General features: G+C 71.1%; 14 protein-coding genes. 4 read left to right on the forward strand and 10 right to left on the reverse strand.

Features of this window, described 5'->3' with window-relative positions; genetic code table 11:
- Positions 1 to 111: 111 nt before the first annotated feature.
- Both ACWCP0_RS16240 and ACWCP0_RS16245 read right to left on the reverse strand, forming a co-directional pair.
- On the reverse strand, positions 112 to 840 hold the full coding sequence (locus ACWCP0_RS16240) for a type 1 glutamine amidotransferase (protein ID WP_451079448.1): 729 nt from the start codon (positions 838 to 840) through the stop codon (positions 112 to 114).
- A gap of 18 nt (positions 841 to 858) precedes the next feature.
- Positions 859 to 2,097: a MurT ligase domain-containing protein gene (locus tag ACWCP0_RS16245; protein ID WP_451079449.1), complete on the reverse strand. Its 1,239-nt coding sequence runs from the start codon at positions 2,095 to 2,097 to the stop codon at positions 859 to 861.
- Between the two features lie 126 nt (positions 2,098 to 2,223).
- On the opposite strand from ACWCP0_RS16245, the gene def reads away from it, so the two are divergent.
- A complete protein-coding gene (gene def / locus ACWCP0_RS16250) occupies positions 2,224 to 2,766 on the forward strand; it encodes a peptide deformylase (RefSeq protein WP_451079450.1) in 543 nt (180 codons plus the stop codon).
- A 356-nt stretch (positions 2,767 to 3,122) separates the two neighbouring features.
- Here the strand turns inward: def and ACWCP0_RS16255 are convergent, their stop codons facing one another.
- Positions 3,123 to 3,779 (reverse strand): TetR family transcriptional regulator, encoded by a 657-nt coding sequence (locus tag ACWCP0_RS16255; RefSeq protein WP_451079451.1) that lies wholly within the window; start codon positions 3,777 to 3,779, stop codon positions 3,123 to 3,125.
- Between the two features lie 172 nt (positions 3,780 to 3,951).
- Between ACWCP0_RS16255 and ACWCP0_RS16260 the strand changes: the two genes are divergently transcribed.
- Positions 3,952 to 5,181 (forward strand): acyl-CoA dehydrogenase family protein, encoded by a 1,230-nt coding sequence (locus tag ACWCP0_RS16260; RefSeq protein WP_451079452.1) that lies wholly within the window; start codon positions 3,952 to 3,954, stop codon positions 5,179 to 5,181.
- Between the two features lie 73 nt (positions 5,182 to 5,254).
- Here ACWCP0_RS16260 and ACWCP0_RS16265 read toward each other — a convergent pair whose 3' ends face one another.
- The 4 genes from ACWCP0_RS16265 to ACWCP0_RS16280 form a co-directional block, all read right to left on the reverse strand.
- Positions 5,255 to 5,587 (reverse strand): hypothetical protein, encoded by a 333-nt coding sequence (locus ACWCP0_RS16265; RefSeq protein WP_451079453.1) that lies wholly within the window; start codon positions 5,585 to 5,587, stop codon positions 5,255 to 5,257.
- A complete protein-coding gene (locus ACWCP0_RS16270; RefSeq protein WP_451079454.1) occupies positions 5,559 to 5,855 on the reverse strand; it encodes a hypothetical protein in 297 nt (98 codons plus the stop codon). Before ACWCP0_RS16270 ends, ACWCP0_RS16265 begins: the two co-directional genes overlap by 29 nt.
- Positions 5,856 to 5,872: 17 nt before the next feature.
- Positions 5,873 to 6,829, reverse strand: coding sequence for an SDR family NAD(P)-dependent oxidoreductase (locus tag ACWCP0_RS16275; protein ID WP_451079455.1), 957 nt, complete (start codon positions 6,827 to 6,829; stop codon positions 5,873 to 5,875).
- Between the two features lie 157 nt (positions 6,830 to 6,986).
- Entirely contained in the window at positions 6,987 to 7,805 is an 819-nt protein-coding gene (locus ACWCP0_RS16280; protein ID WP_451079456.1) for an SDR family oxidoreductase, read from the reverse strand.
- Positions 7,806 to 7,926: 121 nt separating this feature from the next.
- Here ACWCP0_RS16280 and ACWCP0_RS16285 point away from each other — a divergent pair, with 121 nt between their 5' ends.
- Both ACWCP0_RS16285 and ACWCP0_RS16290 read left to right on the forward strand, forming a co-directional pair.
- Positions 7,927 to 8,508 (forward strand): TetR/AcrR family transcriptional regulator, encoded by a 582-nt coding sequence (locus tag ACWCP0_RS16285; RefSeq protein ID WP_451079457.1) that lies wholly within the window; start codon positions 7,927 to 7,929, stop codon positions 8,506 to 8,508.
- Positions 8,509 to 8,792: 284 nt separating this feature from the next.
- Positions 8,793 to 10,571, forward strand: coding sequence for a SpoIIE family protein phosphatase (locus tag ACWCP0_RS16290; RefSeq protein ID WP_451079458.1), 1,779 nt, complete (start codon positions 8,793 to 8,795; stop codon positions 10,569 to 10,571).
- A gap of 55 nt (positions 10,572 to 10,626) precedes the next feature.
- On the opposite strand, the gene ACWCP0_RS16295 is transcribed toward ACWCP0_RS16290, so the two are convergent.
- From ACWCP0_RS16295 to ACWCP0_RS16305, 3 genes are read right to left on the reverse strand one after another with little or no spacing between them, the layout of a single operon-like run.
- The gene (locus ACWCP0_RS16295) at positions 10,627 to 11,112 is read right to left on the reverse strand and encodes a glutathione peroxidase (RefSeq protein WP_451079459.1); all 486 of its coding nucleotides are present in this window, start codon (positions 11,110 to 11,112) and stop codon (positions 10,627 to 10,629) included.
- A 49-nt stretch (positions 11,113 to 11,161) separates the two neighbouring features.
- The gene (locus tag ACWCP0_RS16300) at positions 11,162 to 12,028 is read right to left on the reverse strand and encodes an acyl-CoA thioesterase (protein ID WP_451079460.1); all 867 of its coding nucleotides are present in this window, start codon (positions 12,026 to 12,028) and stop codon (positions 11,162 to 11,164) included.
- A 30-nt stretch (positions 12,029 to 12,058) separates the two neighbouring features.
- Entirely contained in the window at positions 12,059 to 14,572 is a 2,514-nt protein-coding gene (locus ACWCP0_RS16305; RefSeq protein WP_451079461.1) for a DEAD/DEAH box helicase, read from the reverse strand.
- Positions 14,573 to 14,617: the final 45 nt, after the last annotated feature.

The following is a 14,617-nucleotide window of genomic DNA, read 5'->3' on the forward strand; positions in this document are numbered from 1 at the left end:
CCGCCACCCTACCGGCGCGGGACGGCGGGGACCGAACCGGACGTCCGCACCGTGGACACCGTGGATTCGTACGACGGCGAAATCCGTGCGTACTGCCTGTACGGCGGGCTGTCAGACGGGCTGGGTCGCGGCGGCGATGCGCTCGCCCCGCAGCGCCTCGTACCACCGGTCGTCGGTCGGCGGCAGCGCGTTCACGTCGAGGGCCAGCTTCAGCAGCAGATCCGCGATCTGCGGGTTGCGGGCCATCACCGGGCCGTGCATGTACGTGCCGAAGACGGTGTCGTTGTACGCGCCCTCGGTGCCGTCGCCGGTGCCGTTGCCGTTGCCGAGCACCGTGCGGGCGAACGGGCGCGCCGACGGGCCGATGTGGGTGATGCCCTGGTGGTTCTCGAAGCCCGTCAGCTGCGGCAGGCCCAGCCGAGGGTCGATGTCGGCCAGGACGTCGCCGACGCAGCGCTCGCCCTCGCCCCGGGTGGAGACCACGTCGAGCAGGCCGAGGCCCGGCTCGCGCTCCCCCAGGTCGTTGATGAACTCGTGGCCGAGGATCTGGTACCCGGCGCACACCGAGAAGATGATCGCGCCGTTGGACGCGGCCCGCGCCAGGCCGCCGTCGCGCCGCAGGCGCTCGGCCGCGAGCCGCTGCGGACGGTCCTCGCCGCCGCCGATGAGATAGATGTCTCCGGAGGTCGGCACCGGCTGGTCGCTGCGCACGTCGACGCGTGTGACGCCGAGTCCGCGCTGGCGCGCCCGGCGCTCCACGACCAGGGCGTTGCCCTGGTCCCCGTACGTGCTGAGCAGGTCCGGGTAGACCCAGACAAGCCGCAGGCTGCTGTTACTCATGCTCTCGTCTCCTCGGGGTCAGTTGCCGACGCGGCGGCGGACGTCCTGGAACGCCGTGTAGTTGGCGATGAGCTCGATCCGTCCGGGCGGGGCGAGCTGCACGGCCTCGTCGACGGTGTCGCAGACCCGGAATTCCAGGCCCGCGACCTCGAGACGTACGGCCAGGTCCAGCCGGCGGTCGCCGATCACGAAGATCGGGTGCCCGGCGAGCCGGGTGTAGTCGACGTCCCAGAGCCAGGAGGTGTCCGTGCCGTCGGCGCCGCGCGCGTTGACGGAGAGGATCACCGGGGTCGGGGGCGGGTCGATCAGCGAGAACGTCTCGAGCCAGCCGGCCGGGTTCTTCGCGAGCAGCAGGCGCACGTCGCGGCCGAGGAAGGACACCACGTCGTACCGTCCGGCGACGGCCTGCACCTGGTACATGCGCTCCAGGGCGACCTGCGGCGGGACGCCGAAGACCGCGGCGACCGCGGCGGAGGTCGCGGCGTTCGCCTTGTTGGCGCGGCCCGGCAGCTGGAGATGGATCGGCCAGGCCGAGCCGTGCGGGTCGAGCACGTGGTCGCCGCTCAGCGCCCAGCTGACGGCGGGGCGGCGGAAGCCGCACTCGCCGCAGAACCAGTCGTCGCCGGGGCGCTGCATGACACCGCCGCAGGAAGGGCAGGACCAGGCGTCGTCCTTCCACTCCTGCCCGGCGGCGACCCAGACCACATTCGCGGAGGAGGACGCGGCCCAGACGACCAGCGGGTCGTCGGCGTTGGCGATGACCACGGCCTTCGTACCGGACAGGCCCTCGCGCCACTTCTCCGCGAGCATGCGGGTCTCGGCCGCGCGGTCCAGCTGGTCGCGGGAGAGGTTGAGCAGGGCGATGGCCTTGGGGGTGGTGTCGCGGGCGACGCCGGCCAGGTACTTCTCGTCCACCTCGATCACGCCGTACCGGGCGTCGGAGCCGCCGGCGAGGGCGGAGGTGATGCCCGCGGGCATGTTCGCGCCCAGCGCGTTGGAGACGACCGGGCCGCTGGCGCGCAGGGCCTCGGCGATCAGCCGCGTGGTGGTGGTCTTGCCGTTCGTCGCCGACACCAGAATGACGTCGAGATGCTGTGCCAGCCGGCTCAGCAGATCCGGGTCGAGTTTGAGCGCCACCCGGCCGCCGATCACCGATCCGCTGCCGCGTCCCGCGGCGCGCGACACCGCCGCTGCGGCCTTGCCTGCCGTCACGGCCAGCTTGGCCCGCGGCGACAGCGGCTCCGAGTTGCCTGCCATCGTCCTTGATCCTCCTTGCGTCGGTCGGGGCCCAGCCTATCGAGATCCGGCCGGCGGCCCGAACAGCGGCTCCTGGACGAAACCTGGAGGTCACCGCCGCGGCGGGCGGAACGTACCCTTACCGCCATGCGAAACCGTCCGATCCCCGGCAGTTCCGGACTCGTACGAGCCATGAGGCTGCTCGGAGATCCGGTGCTGCACGCCCCCTGCGAGCCCGTCACGGACTTCGGTCCGTCCCTCGCGAAGCTCGTCGAGGACATGTTCGCGACCATGTACGCGGCGAACGGCGTCGGCCTCGCGGCCAACCAGATCGGCGTCCCGCTGCGGGTCTTCGTCTACGACTGTCCCGACGACGAGGACGTCCGCCACCTCGGGCACATGGTCAATCCACGGCTCGTCGTGACCGACGGGGTCACGGTGCGCGGCCCGGAGGGCTGCCTTTCGCTGCCGGGCGTCGAGGCGGGTACGCCACGGTTCGACCAGGCGGTCGTCGAGGGCGTGACGATGGACGGCGAGCCGGTGCGGGTGGACGGGACGGGGTTCTTCGCGCGGTGCCTGCAGCACGAGTGCGACCACCTCGAGGGCGGGGTCTACCTGGACCACGTCATCGGCTGGCGCCGCGCCCGCGCGATCCGCGCGATCCGACGCGCGCCGTGGTCCCGCCCGTAGGGCCGTCTCCCCCACGCCGCCCCTGCCCGAACCGGGGCTCCGCCCCGGGCCCTGTGTCGGGGGCTCCGCCCCGTGCCTGGCTCGGGGCTTCGCCCCAGAGGCCGTTGCCGGGGCTCGGCCCCGACCCCGCTGCGGGGCTCCGTCCGGGCCCCGGGGAGTGCCCGGTACCGTCCGGTCGGCCCGGGTGTCCGTCCTCTGTCGCAGGGCGGGCTTGATCGGTCTCCCGGTACGGGGCGGCGGGTCCCGGGTGTCCGTCGTCGTGCGCCGGACGGGCCTGATCCCGTCGGGCTCCTTCGGTGCCCCGTGCACCGCGCCCGCCAGGGCGCAGGGGAGGGGTGCGGGGGCGGGGCCCCGGCTCAGAACCCCGGACTGCCCTCGCGGTCCGCGGAGAGGGCCAGGCCGCCCCAGAGCAGATCGGTGAGGCTCTTCACCAACTGCTCGCGGGAGCAAGGGCGTTCGCCCAGCCACCAGTCGCCCGCCGCGTGCATCATGCCGACGATCCCGTGACCCCACACCCGCGCCAATTCGCGCCCCGCGGGCCCGAGGTCGACGCGGTCCTCGATGACCTTGGCAAGCTCCTCGCCGAGGCGGCGCAGCAGGGGTGCCGAGTGCCGGCCGACGTCGAAGCCCTGCTCGGGCTGCTCCGACTGCTGGGAGTCCTCGGCCGGGTGCATGAGGAAGCGGTACACCTGCGGCCGGGCCTCGATCGCCGCCAGGTAGGTGTCGAGGGTGTTCTCGACCCGCTCGCGCCGGTCGGCAGGCGCGTCCACCGCGGCGCGCAGCGCGTCCAGGAGGGCGTCGGTGTGGCGCTTGGCGAGGGCCCGGTACAGTCCGCCCTTGTCACCGAAGTGCCGGTAGAGGATCGGCTTGGTGATCCCCGCCTCCGCCGCGATCGCGTTCATGGAGGCCTGGGGCCCGTCGCGGAGCACCACCCGGTCCGCGGCTTCGAGCAGTTCCCGCCGCCGCTGGTCCGCCGACCGCTGCTGCTCGGTCTGGTGAGTCGTGGTCTCCATGGCGTCTCCCCGCCCGTCGTTGTCCTGAGGCCTGCGCAACGTAACACTCCGCAGGGACAGGGCGCCGACCCAACCGGTGCAGGTTGACAGCATCTACTTGCCGGTAACAGACTGCTGTTACCGTAAGTAACGTGCGGGTGGATGCGTCACGTGGTGCACATCAGGAGGGGACATGACCGAGTTCACGCTCGATCTCAACGACGACCAGAAGCAGGTCCGCGACTGGCTGCACGGCTTCGCGAAGGACGTGATCCGCCCGGCCGCCGCCGAGTGGGACGAGCGTGAGGAAACCCCCTGGCCGGTCATCCAGGAAGCCGCCAAGGTCGGAATCTACTCCCTCGACTTCTACGCCCAGCAGTTCTTCGACCCCACCGGCCTCGGCATCCCGATGGCCATGGAGGAGCTCTTCTGGGGGGACGCCGGCATCGCCCTGTCCATCGTCGGCACCGGACTCGCCGCCGTCGGTGTCCTCGCCAACGGCACCGAGGAGCAGATCGGCACCTGGATCCCGCAGATGTACGGCGACGTCGACGACGTCAAGGTCGCCGCCTTCTGCTCCTCCGAGCCCGACGCCGGCTCCGACGTCGGCTCGATGCGGACCCGCGCCGTCTACGACGAGGCCAAGGACGAGTGGGTCCTCAACGGCACGAAGACGTGGGCGACGAACGGCGGCATCGCCAACGTCCACGTCGTCGTCGCCGTCGTCGACCCGGAGCTGGGCACCAAGGGCCACGCCTCCTTCATCGTTCCCCCCGGCACCCCCGGCCTCTCCCAGGGCCAGAAGTTCAAGAAGCACGGCATCCGCGCATCCCACACCGCCGAGGTCGTCCTCGAGGACGCCCGTGTCCCCGGCTCCTGCCTCCTCGGCGGCAAGGACAAGCTCGACGAGCGCCTCGCCCGCGCCCGAGAGCGCGCCAAGTCCGGCGGTGGCGAGCGCGTGAAGAACGCCGCCATGGCCACGTTCGAGGCCTCCCGCCCGGCCGTGGGCGCGATGGCGGTCGGCACGGCCCGTGCCGCGTACGACTACGCGCTCGAATACGCCAAGGAGCGCGAGCAGTTCGGTCGCCCGATCATCGACAACCAGGGCATCGCCTTCCAGCTCGCCGACATGCGCACGCAGATCGACGCGGCCAGGCTGCTGGTCTGGCGCGCCTCGTGGATGGCGGTGACCGGCAAGCCGTTCACCTCGGCCGAGGGCTCGATGTCCAAGCTCTTCGCCAGCGAGGTCGCCAAGAAGGTCACTGCCCAGGCGGTCCAGATCCTCGGTGGCAACGGCTTCACCCGCGAGTACCCGGTGGAGCGCATGCACCGCGACGCCGCGATCTACACGATCTTCGAGGGGACGAGCGAGATCCAGCGTCTCGTGATCGCCCGCACGCTGTCGGGCATGCCGATCCGCTGAATCCTCACGTCCGGAAGTCGCTGACCTCGGGTCGGTCGTCCGCGGTGGGCTCGGGCGGCCGACCCGCGGGTCGTCAGGGCCCTTCCGTGGCGTGAGGGTGGTGTGCGGTGGTGTCGGCCATGCGGTCGAGCCATTCCGTCAGCGGGTCGCGCTCGGTGGGTGCGAGGGCGCTGGTGAGGCTGTCGCGGAGGGCCTCGCGCAGCGCGAGGGCCCGGCTGGTGACGCCGACCGGTGCGGCGGGCTCGGCGGCGCCGGCCCAAAGGCCCCGGGTCAGCACGCGAAGGTCCGCGGGCAGGGCGGCGCTCGCGGCCAGGACGACCGCACACAGCGCCGTCCCGGCCACGCACGGCGTGCCGGGACGGCGGAATTCGGGGCTGTCACCGCGCGCGGCGAGCAGCCACAGCACCGCGAGGAACCGCGAACAGCACCTCCGCGTTCACGGCGAACGCGGCTCCGCGTGCGCCGTCCGCTTCGGGGATGAACGCACCCGTACCGCTCCAGGTGAGGTGCCCGGCCAAGTGGTGGGCGGCCTGGGCGACCAGCACCACCACGACCAGGTCGTGGAGCAGCTCGAGCGGGCCGACCACCCGCTCGCGCGGCTGCTCGCCATGGGCGCGCGGGGGCCGCCACAGCTGACGACGCAGCCGGGCCCAGTGATCACGTCCCGAGGCCACACGCGCAGCGTGGATCGTCAGCGGACGAGAGCCTCGGATACGGCCCACAGGCGTGCCGCGTTGTCCCGGTCCAGGGCGTACGGCGCGACACCGGCGACGGCACCGGCTCGCTCGGCGACCGGCTCGGCCTGCGCGCAGTCCTCGAAATAGCGGCCGGTGACGCCCTCCACCGTCGGTGAGGCGGCCAGCAACACCGAGGTCGCGGCGCCCTGCTCCACCGTCTTGCCCGGCGGCAGTGCGAGTTCACCCGAGGCGATGAAGGCGGCCACCTGCTGCATGTCCATGTGCCGGGCCAGGGATGTGTCCGCGATGTTGCCCGGCATCAGTGCGTTGGCGGTGATCCCGTCGTCGGCCCATCGCTCGGCGGCACCGACGGCGAACAGGGCGTTGGCGGTCTTCGACTGCCCGTAGGAGGTCCACGGGTCGTAGGGGCGGAAGCGGTAGGCCACGTCGTCGAAGACGACCGGTGAGAAGAGGTGGCCGATGGAGCTCACCGAGACAATCCGTGCACCGTTCGCCGCCGCGAGCGCCGGATGGAGGCCAGTGGCGAGGGCGAAGTGGCCCAGGTGGTTGACGGCGAACTGCCACTCCTGGCCGTCAGGTGTACGGGTGAGCTGCGGCGTGGCCATCACTCCCGCGTTGTTGACCAGGATGTGCAGCGGGCCGTGCCAGGCTGCCGCGAACTCGGCGACCGTCGACCGGTCGGCCAGGTCGAGCCGCCCCACGGTCAACTTCCCTGCCGTGGGCGGCAGTTCCGCCTCCAGACGCGCCGCCACGCGGGCCCCCGCGGCGGTTTCCCGCACGGCCAGGGTGACATCGGCGCCCGCGGCGGCGAGCACCCGGGCTGTCTCCACCCCGATTCCGGAACTGGCTCCGGTCACCACGGCCCGGCGGCCGTGCAGGTCGACACCGTCGAGTACGTCGGCGGCGGTGGTGCTCGCCCCGAACGTGAGGGGCCTGTGAGGTACGGACATGAGATGAATCTCCTGACTGGAATGACGTGAGAGAACCGAGGCCCGCGTCGTCTGTAGCTCGCCCGCCGTGCGCGCTCGGCGCCTCGACGATCGGGGTCGGGGTCGGGGTCGGGCGTCGTCCGCCCACGCGCAGAAGCGCGACCGGGCCTCTCCCGGGTCAGCCCTGCGCGATCCGGGAGACGTGCTCCCAGTCGGCCCAGGTCTGAAGGCGCTGGGCATAGACGGGCTCGATGATCTCGATGGGTTCCGTACCGAACAGCACCCGCAGCGGCGGGTTCTCAGCATCGACGATCTGCAGCAGGGCGGCGCCCGCGTCGGCGGTGGCGGCGTACCGGGCGTCGCCGAAGCGGGCCGCGATGGCCTCGCGGACCTGGTCGTAGGCGGGGTTCGGCTGGGCGTGCGAGGCGGAGGAGCCGGCCCAGTCCGTGGTGAAGCCACCCGGCTCGACAAGGGTGACCTTGATCCCGTGGCCTGCGACTTCCTGGGCAAGAGACTCGCTGAAGCCCTCGAGCGCCCACTTGGACGCGTGGTACGCGCCCAGAGACGGGAACGCGGCGATGCCGCCGACGGACGACACCTGCACGATGTGGCCGCTCCGCTGCGCGCGCAGGATCGGCAGCACGGCCTGGGTGACCCAGAACGCGCCGAAGAGGTTCGTCTCCATCTGGTCGCGCAGTTGCTGCTCGGTGATCTCCTCGATCATGCCGAACAGTCCGTAGCCGGCGTTGTTGACCACGACGTCGAGGCGACCGAACTTGTCGTGCGCGGCGGCCACCGCGGCGGAGGCGGCCGCCTTGTCGGTGACGTCCAGCGCCAGCGGCAGGACCGCGTCGTCGCCGTACTTGGTGACCAGATCGTCCAGTGCGGCCACGTTCCTGGCGGTCGCGGCGACCCTGTCCCCACGCTCCAGCGCGGACTGTGCGAAGGCGCGCCCCAGGCCGCGGGACGTACCGGTGATGAACCAGACCTTGCTCATGACTTCTCCTTCGGGGTCGGCCTACCGGAACTGACCTCCCGGGGCCGGCTTCACCGTAACCCACAAACTTAGACTCGTCCAAATATGCACTCGTCTATAAATCGAGACGTACAATGCCGCCATGGCAGGAACCATGAATCTGCGAGAGCGCAAGAAGCTGGCGACCTGGCGCGCCATCCGCTCCGCCGCCCTGCGGCTCTTCGACGAGGCAGGCTTCGAGACCACGACCGTCGAGCAGATCGCGGCCGCGGCGAACGTCTCGCGCGCCACCTTCTTCAACTACTTCGCCAGCAAGGAGGCCGTCGTCTTCGACCAGGACCCCGAGGAGCGGCGCCATTGGCAGGCCCTGATGAACAACCGCCCCGCCGACGAGCCGCTCTGGGATTCGCTGGCCGCCATCCTGACGGGGTTCTGCGAGAGCCTGCGCGAGCGCATGCCGCTGCAGCGCCGACTCAAGGCGCAGTCGCCCGCCCTCGCCCAGTCAGGCCAGAGCTTCGGCGAGCAGTTCTTCACCGATCTGCGGAACTGGGTGGCGGACCGCACCAGCGGGTCCGACGAGTTGACCGCGACCTTGCGCCTGAACCTCGCCGTGGCCGCCACCCACACCGCCTATCAGACCTGGCCCGAAGACGAGTCCTTCGACGGATTCCTACGACGCCTCGAACACTGCCTCCGGACATGCCCCAGCGCGTCCACCGACTGATTCGCCCACGTGCCGCCGCCCGGCGTGTCACCGGAGCGGGCTCCACGCGCCGCACGGAGAGGTGACCGTGGCCATGCAAGCGATGACGGAAAGCCACGACGCTGTCGCTCGTGGTGGCGGGACTGCCGGCGGCGCGCACCTGCGCTGTTCCCGGAGGCGGGAAGCGCGGGGTCGTCGGTTGCCATGGCCCGCGCCACCGCAACTCCCACGGTTGAACGGCCCCCGGGGCTGAAACACTGGAAGATGGCAACCCCCGGCGGCAGAGTCGGAGAACCGAGGCAGTCATGGCAGCACGAGTGCCGATACCCGTACCGAAAGACCTGGCCGGCATCCTGCAGTCCGCGGTGGGCGTGACCGGAGCGGCGCTGGGATCCCTCCTCACCCGCTCGGCGCTCGGCCTCGCGGTCTGGGACGCCGACCTGCGGTGCACCTGGGTCAACGACACTCTGGAGCACTACGACGGAATCCCCGGGCATCAGCGGCTCGGGCGGCGGCCGGGCGCGGCGCTGCCCGGTGACGCCGGCGCGCTGGAGAGGGTGATGCGGCAGGTGCTGGCGACCGGCACCGCTGTCGTCGGCCGCGAGTACCGTGTGCCGGCCGTGCACGGCGCACACCGCAACCGTGCGCTCTCCGCCTCCTTCGTCCCCCTGGACGACGGAGACGGCCGGGCGCTGGGCGTGGCCCTGGTGGTCGTGCAGATCACCGGCAGGCGGTGGGCCGGGGACCGCCTGGCCCTTCTCAACGAGGCGGGCGCCCGTATCGGCACCACGCTGGACGTCATGCGCACCGGGCAGGAACTGGCCGACTTCGCCGTCCCGTTCCTCGCCGACTACGTCACCGTGGACCTGGCGGATTCGGTACGGCTCGGTGAGGAGCCCCTGGCCCGGATCGGGCCGAACGGCGGGCGCATCCCCGCGTTCCGGCGGGCAGGCATGGCATCCATTCACACCGGTGCGCCGGAATCCCTCTGGCACGGCGGCGAAGTGGTGTACGTCCCCCCGACCTCACCCTTCACCCAGGTCCTGTCCTCCGGCCGCTCCGTCCTCGAGCCGGTCCTGGACACCTCGTGGCTCGATGAGGATCCGGCACGGGCCGAGAAGATCCACGAGTTCGGGATGCACTCCCTGATGGTCGTGCCGGTCCGCGCCCGCGGCGTGCTTCTGGGCGTGGCGGTGTTCGTGCGCACGGACAACCCGGCACCGTTCGACGAGGACGACCTGCTGCTCGCCGAGGATCTGGTCTCCAGAGCCGCGCTGAGCCTGGACAACGCCAGGCGGTACACCCGCGAGCGCGCCACCGCCCTCGCCCTGCAACGCAGCCTGCTCCCGCAAAGGGTGAACGGCGGGCCCGCAGTGGAGGTGGCCTGCCGCTATCTGCCGGCGGAGGTCGAGGACGGCGTCGGCGGCGACTGGTTCGACGTCATCCCCCTGCCCCGCGGCCGCGTGGCCCTGGTCGTCGGCGATGTGGTCGGGCACGGCATCGGCGCCGCCGCCACCATGGGCCGGCTCCGGACGGCCGTACGCACACTCGCCGACCTCGACCTGCCCCCGGACGAACTGCTCACCAGTCTCGACCGGACGGTCGTCCGCCTCGCCGAGGAGGAGTGCGACAGCCCCGACACCCCCGCCCGCATCATGAGCGCCACCTGCCTGTACGCCGTCTACGACCCGGCCACCCGGCTCTGCACCATGGCGCGGGCCGGACACCTTCCGCCCACGATCGTCCATCCGGACGGCAGCGTCACCCTCCCCGACCTCCCCGCCGGCCCCCCGCTCGGCATCGGGCTGCTCCCGTACGAGACCGGAACGGTGGAACTGCCCGAGGGAAGCGTCATCGCCCTCTACACCGACGGCCTTGTCGAGGACCGCCACGACGACATCGACGTCGGGATGGACCGTGTGAGCGCCGCACTCGCGCAACCCGGCCTCCCTCTGGAAGACCTCTGCTCCGCGGTGATCGACACCCTGCCGGCCACGACGTCGCACGACGACGTCACCCTGCTTCTGGCCCGCACCCGCTCCCCGGCCCCGGCCTCCCCCGCCGGCACGCCGGCCGACTGCTGACACCGGCTGTGCGGGGGCGGCGTACGCAAGCCGTACGCCGCCCCTTCCTCCGTCGTCAGGCGCCCAGCAGGGCCTCGATCGCGCCCACGACCTCCGGCGCCTCCGGCTCCGTGCGCGGACGGAACCGGGTGACCTCGCCCTGCGGCGAGATGAGGAACTTCTCGAAGTTCCACTGGACGTCGCCGGCCTCGCCCTCCGCGTCCGTGACCTTCGTCAGCTCGGCATACAGCGCGTGCCGGTCCGCGCCGTTCACATCCGTCTTCTCCAGCAGCGGGAACGAGACACCGTACGTCGTCGAGCAGAACGTCCGGATCTCCTCGGCGCTGCCGGGCTCCTGCCCGGCGAACTGGTTGCACGGCACGCCGAGCACGGTGAATCCGCGGTCCCCGTACTGCTTCTGCAGCCGTTCGAGACCGGCGTACTGCGGGGTCAGGCCGCACTTGGACGCCACATTGACCAGCAGCACGGTCTTGTCCGCGTAGTCGGCGAGAGACGTGGGCTCGCCGGTCAGGGTGCGCAGCGGGATGTCGCGCAGAGTCATCAGCTTCTCCTCGGTAACGGTCCTTCGCCGCTCACTCTCGCACGCTCCGCTACACGGGCCGGAACAGCCCCTCCTGCACGACCGACACCAGCAGCCGCCCCTCACGGTCGTAGATCCTCCCGCGCGCCAGCCCTCGGCCGCCCGTCGCGATGGGCGACTCCTGGTCGTACAGGAACCACTCGTCGGCGCGGAACGGCCGGTGGAACCACATCGCGTGGTCCAGTGAGGCCATGTCGAAGCCGCGCGGCCCCCACAGCGGCTCGACCGGGATACGGACCGCGTCGAGCAGGGTCATGTCGGAGGCGTACGTCAGCGCGCACGTGTGCACGAGCGGGTCGTCGCCGAGCGGGCCGACCGCGCGCATCCACACCGCGCTGCGCGGGTCGGCCTCGTTGACCTCCTCGTCGGTCCAGCGCAACCCGTCGACGTAGCGGATGTCGAACGGCTGGCGCCGGGCCATCCGCTCCAGCGCCTCCGGCAGCGCGCCCAGGTGCTCGCGGATCTCGTCGGTGACACTCGGCAACGTCTCCGGGGCCGGGAAGTCGAGGCGGGGCGGCAGCTGATGCTCGAAGCCGGCCTCCTCGGGCTGGTGGAAGGAGGCCGTCAGATTGAAGATCGTGCGGCCCTGCTGCACGGCGGTGACCCGGCGGGTGGTGAACGACCGGCCGTCCCTGACCCGCTCCACCTGGTAGACGATCGGCACACCCGGAATGCCGGGCCGCAGGAAGTACGCGTGCAGGGAGTGGACCGGCCGGGCGCCGTCCGTCGTCCTGCCCGCCGCCACCAGGGCCTGCCCGGCGACCTGACCGCCGAAGACCCGCTGCAGGGACTCGTTGGGGCTGAGCCCCCGGAATATGTTGACCTCGATCTGCTCCAGGTCGAGCAGGTCGACGAGCCGCTCGGCGGGATTGGTCATGCGGTGTTCTCCAGTCTCACGGAAGGGCCCTCAGAGCTGGCCCACGGAGGTGACGCGGACCACGGCCCGCCCTTCCTCGTCGGAGGCCGCCAGATCGACCTCGGCGCCGATGCCCCAGTCATGATCGCCGTTGGGATCGGCGAAGGTCTGCCGCACCCGCCACAGGCCGTGCTCGGGGTCCTCCTCGATGGACAGCAGCTTCGGCCCGCGCGCGTCCGGCCCGGTGCCGAGGTCGTCGTACTCGTCCCAGTACGCGTCCATCGCCTCGCCCCACGCCTCCTCGTCCCAGCCGGACTCGCCGTCGAGCTCGCCCAGCGCGGCGACCTGGTCGAGCGCGGCCAACTCCACGCGGCGGAACATCGCGTTGCGCACGAGCACCCGGAAGGCGCGGGCGTTCGCCGTGACCGGCTTGACCTGGTCGGCCTTCTCCTGGGCCTCCTCCGCGGTCTCCACCTCGGGGTTCGCCAGCTGCTCCCACTCGTCCAGCAGGCTGGAGTCGACCTGGCGGACCATCTCGCCGAGCCAGGCGATCAGGTCCTGAAGGTCCTCGGTCTTCAGATCGTCCGGGATGGTGTGGTCGAGCGCCTTGTACGCGCTCGCGAGATAGCGCAGCACGATGCCCTCGGTGCGGGCCAGCTCGTAGAAGGACGTGAACTCGGTGAAGGACAGCGCCCGTTCGTACATGTCCCGGATGACGGACTTCGGCGAGACCGGATGGTCGCCGACCCACGGGTGCGACTTCCGGTAGAGGTTGTACGCGTGCCACAGGAGCTCCTCCAGCGGCTTCGGGTACGAGATGTCCTGCAGCCGCTCCATCCGCTCCTCGTACTCGACCCCGTCCGCCTTCATCGCGCCGACCGCCTCGCCGCGCGCCTTGTTCTGCTGGGCGGCGAGGATCTGGCGCGGGTCGTCGAGCGTCGACTCGACGACCGAGACCATGTCGAGGGCGTACGACGGCGACTCGGGGTCCAGCAGGTCGAAGGCCGCGAGCGCGAAGGTGGACAGCGCCTGGTTCAGCGCGAAGTCCTGCTGGAAGTCGACGGTGAGCCGGACGACTCGGCCCTGGGCGTCGGGGGTTTCGAGGCGCTCCACGATGCCGCCGTCGAGGAGCGAGCGATAGATCGCGATCGCCCGGCGGATGTGCCTGAGCTGCTGCTTGCGCGGCTCGTGGTTGTCCTCGAGCAGCTTGCGCATGGCGTCGAAGGCATTGCCCGGGCGGGCGATCACCGACAGCAGCATGGCGTGGGTGACCTTGAAGCGGGAGGTCAGCGGCTCGGGATCGGAGGCGATGAGCTTCTCGAAGGAGTTCTGGGACCACGCGACGAAGCCCTCGGGGGCCTTCTTGCGGACCACCTTCCGCTTCTTCTTCGGGTCGTCGCCCGCCTTGGCGAGCGCCTTCTCGTTCTCGATGACGTGCTCGGGCGCCTGCGCGACGACGAATCCGGCGGTGTCGAAGCCCGCCCGCCCGGCGCGGCCCGCGATCTGGTGGAACTCGCGGGAGCGGAGCGTGCGGACACGGCTGCCGTCGTACTTGGTGAGTGCGGTGAACAGCACCGTGCGGATGGGGACGTTGACGCCGACGCCGAGCGTGTCCGTACCGCAGATGACCTTCAGCAGACCGGCCTGGGCGAGCTTCTCGACGAGGCGGCGGTACTTGGGCAGCATGCCGGCGTGGTGGACGCCGATGCCGTGGCGCACGTAGCGGGAGAGATTGCGCCCGAACTTGGTGGTGAAGCGGAAGTTGCCGATCAGCTCGGCGATCTGGTCCTTCTCCTCGCGCGTGCACATGTTGATGCTCATCAGCGACTGCGCCCGCTCGACCGCCTGGGCCTGCGTGAAGTGCACGATGTAGACGGGCGCCTGCTTGGTCTCCAGCAGCTCGGTCAGTGTCTCGGTGATCGGCGTCGTCACGTACTCGTACGAGAGCGGGACCGGGCGGGTCGCGGAGCGCACGACGGCGGTGTCGCGGCCGGTGCGGCGGGTCAGGTCCTTCTCGAACATCGAGACGTCGCCGAGCGTCGCCGACATCAGCACGAACTGTGCCTGGGGGAGCTCGAGGAGGGGGATCTGCCAGGCCCAGCCGCGGTCCGGCTCCGCGTAGAAGTGGAACTCGTCCATCACGACCTGGCCGATGTCGGCGTCCTTGCCGTCGCGCAGCGCGATGGACGCCAGGACCTCGGCGGTGCAGCAGATGACGGGCGCGTCGGCGTTCACGGAGGCGTCGCCGGTCAGCATGCCGACGTTCTCGGTGCCGAAGAGCTTGCAGAGGTCGAAGAACTTCTCCGACACCAGGGCCTTGATCGGCGCCGTGTAGAAGGTGACCTCGTCCCGGGCCAGCGCCGCGAAATGCGCACCTGCCGCGACCAGGCTCTTGCCCGAACCGGTGGGGGTGGAAAGGATCACGTTCGCCCCGGAGACCACCTCGATCAGCGCCTCCTCCTGGGCCGGGTAGAGCGTGATGCCCCGGTCCTCGGCCCATGACGAGAAGGCTTCGAAGAGGGCATCGGGGTCGGCGTCCGGCGGCAGCTGATCGATAAGGGTCACGCCCCCATCTTGCCTGGCTTCGGCCCGGATGAGGGAACCGGCCAC

The sequence above is a fragment of the Streptomyces sp. NPDC001970 genome (assembly GCF_053594115.1).